This window comes from Paenibacillus sp. DS2015, from assembly GCF_050433705.1.
GTDB lineage: Bacteria > Bacillota > Bacilli > Paenibacillales > Paenibacillaceae > Paenibacillus_AQ.
This window is the reverse complement of sequence record NZ_JBNPWS010000056.1, coordinates 1-10647: the sequence shown is the minus strand read 5'-3', so window position 1 is coordinate 10647 and position 10647 is coordinate 1. Positions and strand designations below refer to the sequence as shown.

Annotated in this window: 10 protein-coding genes; 4 read left to right on the top strand and 6 right to left on the bottom strand. The window is 38.1% G+C overall.

All coding sequences use genetic code 11. The features are described from left to right. Nucleotides 1-100 precede the first annotated feature (100 nt). The 5 genes from J2T13_RS25630 to J2T13_RS25610 all read right to left on the bottom strand — a co-directional run bounded on the left by J2T13_RS25630 (nucleotide 101) and on the right by J2T13_RS25610 (nucleotide 6409). A complete protein-coding gene (locus J2T13_RS25630; protein WP_429375486.1) occupies nucleotides 101-1723 on the bottom strand; it encodes a restriction endonuclease subunit S in 1623 nt (540 codons plus the stop codon). 3 nt (nucleotides 1724-1726) lie between these two features. Further along, nucleotides 1727-3154 (bottom strand): type I restriction-modification system subunit M, encoded by a 1428-nt coding sequence (locus tag J2T13_RS25625; RefSeq protein ID WP_429375485.1) that lies wholly within the window; start codon nucleotides 3152-3154, stop codon nucleotides 1727-1729. Nucleotides 3155-3178: 24 nt separating this feature from the next. Then, the gene (hsdR, locus tag J2T13_RS25620; protein ID WP_429375484.1) at nucleotides 3179-5551 is read right to left on the bottom strand and encodes an EcoAI/FtnUII family type I restriction enzme subunit R; all 2373 of its coding nucleotides are present in this window, start codon (nucleotides 5549-5551) and stop codon (nucleotides 3179-3181) included. A gap of 241 nt (nucleotides 5552-5792) precedes the next feature. Then, entirely contained in the window at nucleotides 5793-6008 is a 216-nt protein-coding gene (locus tag J2T13_RS25615) for a hypothetical protein (RefSeq protein ID WP_429375482.1), read from the bottom strand. Nucleotides 6009-6022: 14 nt separating this feature from the next. Next, entirely contained in the window at nucleotides 6023-6409 is a 387-nt protein-coding gene (locus J2T13_RS25610; protein ID WP_429375480.1) for a hypothetical protein, read from the bottom strand. A gap of 205 nt (nucleotides 6410-6614) precedes the next feature. On the opposite strand from J2T13_RS25610, the gene J2T13_RS25605 reads away from it, so the two are divergent. Next, the gene (locus J2T13_RS25605; RefSeq protein ID WP_429375478.1) at nucleotides 6615-7232 is read left to right on the top strand and encodes a hypothetical protein; all 618 of its coding nucleotides are present in this window, start codon (nucleotides 6615-6617) and stop codon (nucleotides 7230-7232) included. 595 nt (nucleotides 7233-7827) lie between these two features. On the opposite strand, the gene J2T13_RS25600 is transcribed toward J2T13_RS25605, so the two are convergent. Beyond that, a complete protein-coding gene (locus J2T13_RS25600) occupies nucleotides 7828-8340 on the bottom strand; it encodes an ATP-binding protein (protein ID WP_429375476.1) in 513 nt (170 codons plus the stop codon). 2 nt (nucleotides 8341-8342) lie between these two features. Here J2T13_RS25600 and J2T13_RS25595 point away from each other — a divergent pair, with 2 nt between their 5' ends. From J2T13_RS25595 to J2T13_RS25585, 3 genes are all read left to right on the top strand, one after another. After that, nucleotides 8343-8612, top strand: coding sequence for a transposase (locus tag J2T13_RS25595; RefSeq protein WP_429375474.1), 270 nt, complete (start codon nucleotides 8343-8345; stop codon nucleotides 8610-8612). 20 nt (nucleotides 8613-8632) lie between these two features. Continuing rightward, nucleotides 8633-9049 carry an IS3 family transposase gene (locus J2T13_RS25590; protein WP_429375473.1) on the top strand — a complete coding sequence of 139 codons (417 nt, stop codon included), beginning with the start codon at nucleotides 8633-8635 and terminating at the stop codon, nucleotides 9047-9049. Between the two features lie 636 nt (nucleotides 9050-9685). Beyond that, the gene (locus tag J2T13_RS25585; protein ID WP_429375471.1) at nucleotides 9686-10579 is read left to right on the top strand and encodes a reverse transcriptase domain-containing protein; all 894 of its coding nucleotides are present in this window, start codon (nucleotides 9686-9688) and stop codon (nucleotides 10577-10579) included. The last annotated feature ends 68 nt before the right edge of the window (nucleotides 10580-10647 follow it).

Here is a 10647-nt window from a genome sequence, read left to right as displayed (position 1 = left end):
CTCACACTGGCACCTACAAGTGCCCATTTTTTTCTGCCAGGGTGGTCAACTATTGGGTTAGCAAGGTGGTCAACATTTTGATTGACATATACAGCAGGTTTCATTGCTTAGATTTGCCGAGTAATTCAGTCACTCTAGCTTTAATTTTAGCTTTTGTTTCTAAATCAATTTCTCCGTCTGAACGAGCTGCGATCTCCCAATCTTCTATATTGTTAGTGTCAGCTAAAGGAAAATTAACAACATTATTCTCCTTTTCAGTTGAGTTAAATGCCTCCTGTAAGACAGCTTGCATCAGCATCTCACTTTCCTGTTTTGATTGCACAACTGTTTTCTCTAACTCTGCACATAGAATCATAAGATGATCGACTTTTTCTACGACTCGTTTTTGTTTGTTAAGTGGAAGAATAGGAATTCTTAAGTTACGTAATGTTGTTAATGACACTGTCTTTTGTGCTATACCTGTAGCACTCTCATCACATTGAGTTTTCACTAAATTAGAAAGCAACACCCAATACAAATACCTAGTCGATATATTTGCACTTGGTCTAAGCAAAGCAATGTGTCGTTGAAAGCAAAATTCTTTATCTGTATCTATTATTATTGGAATTCCATATGAACCGGTAACTGTAAATAAAATATCACCTTTGTTAGGCTTCTTAAATGATGGTAGTGCATCGTAATACTCTTTTGAAACAAAGCGAGTATTTTCAAAAGAAAGAGTCCCTTTGGAAACATTAGAAATAACCAAAAAATTAATACCATTTGCTGTTTGCGGTGGTGGTTGATGGTCGCCATCCGTAATTACGTTACATATATCACCTAACCGTGCCCATTTCCATTCCTTTGGTAGTTCATATGGAATTTCATCCTCAGTAATCAGTGGAAGTGGCTTTTCTTTCTTGATTTTCTTCTCTTTAATTAACTGTTCTTTTTCAGCCTTGATTTTTCCCAGCAAGACGCTTACAGGTTCATCACTCGGGTCTTGTGGAACAAGTTTACCTTGAACGGCTTCTTGGAGGATGGATTGACGTAGGCTAAGAATCAGACCTTCAGTCATTTTCATCGAATTCTCTAATTCCTCACAACATGTTCGAACATTAAAGAATCTCTCAATTTGTTTCAAGACTTCATTATTTTGAAATTCCTTATCGATAATCCCTTCAAATTCACATTGATTTAAAAATGTTACGACTTCTTTTTGAATCTCTAGACTTGGAACAGGAATATCAGTTTCTTTGACGACTTTCTGACTTATATTAGGCTGAGCGCCACCAAAACTGCTCTCAATAAACTCTTGTCTTTTTTGTTTGAAAAACCAAAACATATAATCCTTATCAATTGAATTATTTGGATAAATAGCGCAAACAGCTTGATTTGAGGCAGCCTCAAAATCTAAAATCCCTACTTTCCCAACTGTAGCACCATATAACGCTAAAACCAAAGTACCTTTAGGATATAATTTGGCTGATGAATTTTTAATGCCTTCCTCTGTTAGATACTCCTCACAACTTGTAATATAAGAATCATTTAGTTCACCTGATTTTATCCATGGGATATCTCCACCATAATATTCACTATTACCTCGGCTAGGAGTACCGCCACTCGTCGATTCAGCTATTTCTCCTACTTTTTTTAATGGGACGTTGGAACATAGATAATTAAACACGATCTTTGCAACTCCAACTGAAGGATTTGATTTTTTGTAGAATTTATATAGACTCATGATTTACACAAAACTCCTTAATTGAAGTAATAACTCATATGTCTTTTTATTTGCTTCAAGAAGTCGATCTACTAATTCGTCAGTTGTAAATGTATTAACAACTGAATTAATTAATGGATTTTTCAAATCCAAGTTATAATTCCGTTTTTTTATATCCTCTATACTAACCTTCCAAGCATTATCATTCTCAACTCTGTTCTCCCACCACTTCTTTTCCAATTCAAACTCTTCATGACGAATTGGTTTAGTCTTCGAATAGTTTTTATACCCTTCAGGGTATGGATGCTCAAAGTACCAAATATCCTCTGTAGGTTTTCCTTTCTCAAAAAACAACAAATTCGTATTAATACCCGTATAAGGAGCAAACACACCTTTGGGCAATCGGATAATAGTATGCAAATTAAATTCTTCCAGTAATTTTTCCTTAATAGCAGTCTTTATACCTTCACCAAATAGAAAGCTATCAGGCAATACAATTCCTGCACGGCCGCCATCTTTCAGTAAATACATGAGCAAGACCATAAACAAATCCGCTGTCTCTTTCGTCCGAAACTTCTCAGGAAAGTTAGTTTCTATTCCTTCTTCTTCAATCCCACCAAACGGAGGATTTGTCACAATCACATCTACTTGTTCTATCGGTTTATAATCCCTAACATTTCTAGTTAACGAATTGTCATGCCTGATATTTGGAGTATCGATATCATGTAAGATTAAATTTGTTATCGCAAGCATATGAGGCATGGGCTTCTTCTCAATCCCCATGATAGTTTCTTGAAGCACTTGATTGTCTTCAACGTTCTTGATCTGCCCTGTCTTTTTAAAATGTTCAATCGTACTAGTTAAATAGCCACCTGTGCCACAAGCAAAATCTAATACTTTTTCACCTAATACTGGATTAACCATATCTACAACGAATTGTGTCACTGGACGTGGTGTATAGTATTCTCCTGCATTACCTGCGTTTTGAAGGTCTTTGAGGATACTTTCATAGATATCATTGAATGTATGACGATCTTCCTGTGCGGAAAAGTCAATCTCATTCAACTTGTTGATCACTTGACGCATCAATGTACCAGACTTCATATAGTTATAAGAATCTTCAAATACAGCTTTCACAATAAAGGCTTTCGGATCACTATATTCATCAAGAACCATTTCTTTCAACTCTTTAAACAGCTTATTATTAACGAAATCGAGTAACTCATCGCCTGTCATTCCCTCGTCATTTGCTGCCCAATCACGCCAACGCAAGCCTTCGGGAACAACCTGAGTATACTCGTCTCGCATTAACTCCCATTCTTCTTCCTTCGCATCGAACACCTTAAGGAATACCATCCACACTAGTTGAGAAATACGCTGTGCATCACCATCGACACCCGCATCTTTGCGCATCGTATCTTGAACTGATTTAATAACTGATGAAACTGACATGAATCATTCTCCTTCTGAGGTAACCTATGCTGTATAAATCTCTTTTTGCAATTCTTTGATCACTGTTAAGTAGCCACTTTTCCCACCAAATCTCTTAACGATCTCAATGGGTGAACCGTATGCTTGGAATTCAGGAATCTTCAACACTTCCAAATTTTCCAAATTAGCCAAACCTTCATCTGCATACTTATCTAACAATGCTTCCAACACCACTCTGGCACTTTCACTATACTTGGCAAAATAGTTTCGCTTCTTTACGTTATTTGCTCGTTCTTGACGAGTCAATGGAGGCATATCAAATGCAACATGGCAAATAAGATCAAATGGGTCTAAGTCTTTTCCCACTTCATCCTGCAACTCATCCAGTAAAATACCATGTGATTCTAATTCTTTTAATATTGCATTTTTCTTATCTGCATTATTCCATTTCTGCAGAAAGTCATTGAGCGAATGATATTCATTCATCACATTTTTCTTCGTATAATCTATCAATGATTCGTTTATCAGTTTACCATCTTTGTCGTAATAGTACACACGATGGTTCAGTACTTTGACTTCCACATTGTGGACGTAGTATTTTGCAGGTGGATCATTAATTTCTCCACCACCATCAATAGGAGGATTGCCATACTCCCAACCTGTAAAGTCATCGCCATTTATTTCGTCACCTTCACCATTTATATCAGGTTCATCCTCTTCTGGAGGAATAGTATCTCCAGTGGGTGTCATGACTACAACTGGATCACCATCAAACTCAGAATCAGCAAACAACTTCGTAACATTCCTAAAGTCGATAATCGTAAAATACAATTTCCCATGATCTTCTCGAATTCTTGTGCCACGACCAATAATTTGTTTAAACTCGATCATACTATTTATATTAGAGTCAAGTATGATCAATTGACACGTTTGAGCATCAACACCTGTGCTCATCAACTTACTGGTTGTCACTAACACAGGATATGGTTCGTTAGGATCAATAAAATTGTCTAATTCAGCTTTTCCTTCTTCATTATCACCAGTAATTCGCATGACATATTTAGCATTCTTGGCGACCATGTCGGGATTCTCATTTACTAATGCTTGTCTCATACGCTCTGCATGATCAATGTCTACACAGAAAAATATGGATTTTGCCATACGTGTGTTATTATTCTTCAAATAATCTGAAACCATTTTTGCAACTGTAATGGCTCTTTGTTCGAGAATAAGTTTTCTATCAAAATCCTTGATGTTATATTCCCGATCTTCAATCACATGACCATACTTGTCTTTTTGTCCCTTAGTTGGTCGGTAGCCTTCAACATCTTTATCTAGTGTTACTCTAACAACCTTATATGGTGCTAAAAATCCATCATCTATTCCTTGCTTCAAAGAGTAAGTATACACAGGATCACCAAAATAAGTCAGATTTGAAACTTCCTTCGTTTCTTTTGGAGTAGCCGTTAAACCAATTTGTGTCGCGGCATTAAAGTAGCTTAAAATTTCTCTCCAAGAAGAGTCTTCCTTCGCGCTACCCCGATGACACTCATCGATAACGATTAGATCGAAAAAGTCAGGGGAGAACTCTTTATATACATCTTGAAATTCCTCCGTACCTGTAATTCCTTGATATAGAGCCAAATAAACCTCATGGGCTTTATCGATTTTCCTGTTTTTAATTTTAATCATTTTATCACCAAAAGGAGCAAAATCATTAGCCATTGTTTGATCAACTAGAATGTTACGATCTGCTAGGAATAGAATTCGTTTCTTCATTTTAGATTTCCAAAGACGATAAATGATTTGAAAAGCAGTATATGTTTTGCCCGTCCCTGTTGCCATAACAAGTAAAATACGATCTTGTTCTTTGGTAATAGCTTCAACCGTTCTATTGATTGCAATTCTTTGGTAATACCGAGGGCTTTTGGAACCTTGAGCAAAGTAATAATCCTGCACGATCATTTCCTCAGCTTGTTCATCAATGCCCTTAACCTTCTTATAACGATTCCATAACTCAGTTGGTGAAGGAAACTCGCTTAGAGACAACTCATGTTCTATCGTTCCAGTCTTTACAGTTCTATCATGCTCTAAGAAACCATCACCGTTGGAAGAATAGACAAATGGGATGTCTAATATTTCTCCATAGTTTAGCCCTTGCTGCATACCTGAACCAAGTGAATGCTTATTGTCTTTTGCTTCAATAATAGCTATGGGAATATTAGATTTATAATAAAGGATATAATCCGCTCGTTTTCTATCTCCTCGTGTAACGATCTTTTTACGAACGATTACTCTGCCATCAGTAAAAGTAACTTCCTCACGTATTTGCTTTTGTAAATCCCATCCTGATTGGATAAGTGCTGGTGTTATGTATTTGGAGCATATATCGCGTTCTGATAGGTCCTTCTTGTTCAATGTGAAACCTCCCTCGTAGATGATCATTAGAAAAGTAGTTCTTTAGACTTATTCCACAATCCAACTGTTAATCCCTTTATTCGACATACACATTCCTCCAGTAAACAGCAACCCATTGACATTGAGCTGTCTGCCATGCTGATCTTCTCATAAAAAAAAGAACTTCTGCGTTTAGAAGTCCTTTGAATACCATCATTACTCATCACTACATTGAATAAATATAATACCAATAAAAGTGCAATTATTCATTTCCATTTTCATACATCAACTTATATTTTGGAACGTTTTCTATGTAGGCTTCCATTTGATTTTTAGCACCTTCAAATGAATCATCATGTTTCTTTACAATTTCACCTTCAAGATTACACATGGCTGTATACTCAAGGTGCTTTCTATTTTTATTGTATTCAAATGTTATAGTGTATCCTTTATAAATATACGTTTCTTTCATCTTCATAGTATTCCCCCCAATTAATCTTGATATATTTTCCTTTGATGGATTTTGCTTACCCCTTCCTCAAAGGTATCCCAATTATTAATTAGTTGCATTAATTCCTCAGAAGAGTAGTTGAAATCACATAGATGATTATCAAAACAGGAAATGACTTTATGAATTGCAATTTCATATTTTCCTAATGCTTGTTCTAATCTTTCTATATCATCATTAACCAAGTCAAATTTAACATTCATGAAGTAATTGATACAATTATTAATTTCGTTATAGGCTCTATCCACATCTTCATTTGAATTTACTTGGCTATGAGATTTGTGATCACGGAAAAAGTGCTTGTTAGAGTATTTCCTTGTTTTCTTATCATATTGGTACTTATTGATGATTTCTTGAGTTTGTTTATCCAATTACTCCACCTCCATTATTCAATATTTCTTTATGCTATATTGTCTTATTCCACAATCTAACTAAAAATTCCTCTATTCGACAGATCACTTCCATCAACCACCTACACAAGTCTGTCAGCAAGCGTATGTTCTCATATCACAGCTATGAAACCTTTTCACAAGGTTTGCGTCTAACACTATACAATGGTTGAAGGGGTGAAGAATAATGAGAATTACTTGTTTCTACGGTTCCTCCCCAGGTATGGGTTACATCTATTTAAACCCTCCTGCGGTTGAACAAACGGTTCTGGAATCAGAAAACGAACTCTCTAAACATATCATACCTGATCAAATTAGCATCCAATATATAACAGATACACCTCTTGCTCCATTTCTGGATAATATGACTGTTGCCACGAATAATTTCAATGCCGATTATGAAAAAAATTACGATACAGAATATGGCAACGATATGGATGAACAAGGATATATTATAGGGATCGAGTTAACGCTTGATCACGAACAGTTTATTACTCTTGTCAAAAATCACGCGTTTAGGATCATCCAAACAGAGTGGCGAAATAAGGAGTTTCATTTGATCACATTCGATCATTTAGTCGATGTATTTAAACCGGAGAATACTATTTATAGATTGACAGACGAGGAAGATGCTTTTGTTATTGTTCAGCTTGTAGAACCTGAGAAACTTGGGTTTCATTACTCAGATGAAAAAGACCAGAAACGACCAATCGCTTTATTCAAAGCGCTGATCTCAGCAAGAGACGATATATATCCATTGGAATATTTGCTCAAACCCGAGTTTATTTTGATAGAAAACAAGTAACGTCAGATCAAATATACTGAACTGTCAGTAAGCAAATATCCACATAAAAAAAGGACTTCCTTGTGAGAAGTCCATTTATTATTTGTCTTATACAAACTCAATCGCGATATAGCACTACCACGCACTCCACATGTGTCGTCCATGGGAACATACTACCGTAGGATGTAATCTGTTACAACCTGCAGAATTGTTGATGTAACGGACTTTTTGCTAATGAATATCCGTCCCAATTGGCTTCAATCCGATTGTTTCCGTTGGTGTTTTACATCAATTTTACATCAACATTATCCTTGTTCCAAGCAAATAAGAAATCCATGTGGACAAGTTTTTTGGTAAGTTGCGACGTTTTAGCTGACTGCAGTTTCAGAATCGCAATTTGTCGATTGACAATTATTAAACGGTACTTTTAACAATTAGATTTGATACTTCATTTCACCTCTAAATATCTTCAGAATTCTATCCAGTCCTTAGCTGTAACTTTTGGACTCAATGAATATCTAATTTCCATTAGAATTGATTACAGTAATCCAGTCTATATGCTTATTCGCAAACTCACCAAATCCTTCTGTTTTGCACTGCGACTATACAAACAGTATTATTCCCGCCAAATTTCCGAAGGTAAATAAGACTTCGATATGTCCCCATAATCTTTACCGTCAATAATAATCTCCATTGGAATTGAAAAGGGCTCGCCAACTAATAGTGCTGATCCTGTTCTTAAATATGATATTCTGGTTAATTGTGAATCATTAAGATAAGGTATGCTCTTTCTCATCTGCTCAAGATCTACATTGTTACGTATTTTATGTAGAATAAAGTTATTACATTGTGATAATACTGTTTTAGATGTTTCTCCGGGCCTTTGACTTGCTAGTATCATAAATACTCCGAATTTCCGCCCTTCCTTTGCTATCTGCTCAAATATCTTTATTGATTTAATATTCTCATCATCTTTTTCTGAAATATATTTATGAGCTTCATCAAATATAAAATGAAATAATTTCTTTTCTCCTCCGACCGCGCGATTTTCTTTTTGGAGTGGAGCTAGTATAAAGTAGTGGACACAAAAAGGAGGACTGCTAAAATAATATTGAAAGGTTGTGTCCAACTATGGGAACCAAGCAAGGAAGATATAGTGATGAGTTCAAAGCGATGATCGTAGAACTCCATCGTAAAGGGAAAACAGCATCCGAAATTATGAGCGAATATGGTCTAAGCAAAACGGCGTTTTACAAATGGATTAATGAAGGTAAAGAAATTAATGTAGACACTGAACAGATCTCTGTCGTAGAGGTCAAGAAGTTCAAATCTAGAATTAAAGAGCTTGAAGAGGAAAACGAGATCCTAAAAAAAGCTATGACCATATTCGCCAAAAGATAAGTGTTCGTGAGGTTGTGGATGTGGCCGTATCCCAGTCTGACAAACATAGCAAAAGTAAGTTGTGTCAGGTGCTAGGGATTGGGCGTAGCAGCTACTATTACTGTACTCAAAAACGACCTGAAGGTCGCTTGAAGCAAGAGAACAATCAGTTGAGACAAGAGATCATCCGGATCTATCACGAACAAGATGGTGTCTATGGAGCACCTAAAATCAGAGAAGAACTTCTTAACCTACAACTCCCATTTAAAGTGAGTGAGAAACGAGTACAACGGATTATGAGAAGCCTGGGACTCCGATCTGTGGTGATCAAAAAATACAAACCCTACAAAACGGATGCCGTGTATAACGGCGGCGAAAACCTCTTGAAGCGAGACTTTAAGGCAAGTAAGAGAAATAACAAATGGGTAAGTGACATCACCTATAGTACGCCCAGCTAACTAAGTTCCTGCAGAGGAATAGTGTTACTTGAGCATGTTTGGAATGCATGTTGAATTTTTTTTTACAGACATGCCCTTCTTCTGCTGTGAGAAGAAGTGAGCCGAATCGGCGGTGACTTGCCGACACTGGCAAGGTGACGTAGTCCGTGGGAAACGGGACTTGCGGCGAAGCGATTACGCTAAGATGAGTCTCTAGGCTGAGCATGGGAAGGTTGAGGAACACGAACCTATTAAACCGCATCTGAGGGTTGAAATGTCACCCCTGCCTACATCGCTTAACAGGCAGGTCGCGGATCGGTGCCAGTTACAGCCATGAATTGGAGCCGCGAATATCGGTTTGACATGTAGGCTGACCGATAGGGAATCACGAAGAGCGCACAGCTAGATCGTGATGTCCGCGACGACTTGCAGAAAGCAAGGATAAAGACTGCGATAGGCAACCTAACCTATGTATGGAGTCCAACATGTGAACTGGGGAAGGACTGCACAGATGCAAAGGGAGTGTGCTCCCCGATGATGTGCAGGCTGGCGGAGTCTCCGTAGTAGTCCGAGACCGGGAAAGCCGGTCACATGGCGAAGGGAGACAGTTTAAGTGGTTTGCTTGGCTTATTAACTGACCTAGTGAGGTGAAGACCTTTGATAATTAGTGAAATGCAAAGCAAACTGGCGACTTGGTCAACAGAAAGTAAAGAACGCAAGTTTGACCGACTTTTAAGACTTATTGCTAACAAGTATTGGCTTAGCGAAGCGGCTCGCATCACACTGGCTTCCAGCGGTGCCCGAACGCCGGGTGTAGACGGCATTGACAAACGCAAGATGGAGGAAATACTTGATCTTGAACTGGAAAGGCTACAACACGAATTGCTGACTGGAACCTACACTCCGCTACCCGCCCGCCGCGTGTATATCCCAAAAGCGAATGGCAAACTCAGACCCCTAGGTATTCCTTGTCTACGAGATCGAATCGTACAACGTGCAATGCTGATGGTCATGGAACCGATATGGGAAAGTGATTTTCATCCAGTATCTTATGGTTTCAGACCAGCACGGAGTGTTCATCATGCAATTCGAACTGTCAAATTGCAATTGCAAGATGGTAATGAACAAATGAACGCAACCGCCGGTCGCTGGGTTATTGAAGGTGACCTGGCGAGCTACTTCGATACCGTACACCATCGACTACTCATGAAAGCTGTCCGTAAACGTATCTCTGACCAAAGATTTCTTACCTTGCTTTGGAAGATCATAAAGACAGGATGCGTAGATCATGGTTTATTCCGTGCCTCAAGCGAGGGGGTTCCACAAGGCGGAGTCATCTCCCCCCTACTATCCAATATTATGTTACACGAATTCGATCAATGGATGGAAGTGAAATTTCTTAGTAAGAAGGTACGGAAAGATCGTTGGGCATGGAACTTCGGTATTCTGAACCACCGCCCAATCGCCATACGGGAACATCGGCAATGGAAACCAGCCATTTCATATTGTCGTTATGCGGACGACTGTGCGCCACGAAGGCTCGGTGCTTAAGAGCACCATAGCCATGCTGGACAGAAGATGAGAGTAGGCCTCTCGAAACCGCTGTGCAGGCGGAGGTT

Excerpts from the sequence above, each read along its gene's own strand:
- J2T13_RS25630 (WP_429375486.1), bottom strand. The coding sequence starts at position 1,723 with ATGAGTCTATATAAATTCTACAAAAAATCAAATCCTTCAGTTGGAGTT.
- J2T13_RS25625 (WP_429375485.1), bottom strand. The coding sequence starts at position 3,154 with ATGTCAGTTTCATCAGTTATTAAATCAGTTCAAGATACGATGCGCAAA.
- J2T13_RS25615 (WP_429375482.1), bottom strand. The coding sequence starts at position 6,008 with ATGAAGATGAAAGAAACGTATATTTATAAAGGATACACTATAACATTT.
- J2T13_RS25605 (WP_429375478.1), top strand. The coding sequence starts at position 6,615 with ATGAGAATTACTTGTTTCTACGGTTCCTCCCCAGGTATGGGTTACATC.
- J2T13_RS25595 (WP_429375474.1), top strand. The coding sequence starts at position 8,343 with ATGGGAACCAAGCAAGGAAGATATAGTGATGAGTTCAAAGCGATGATC.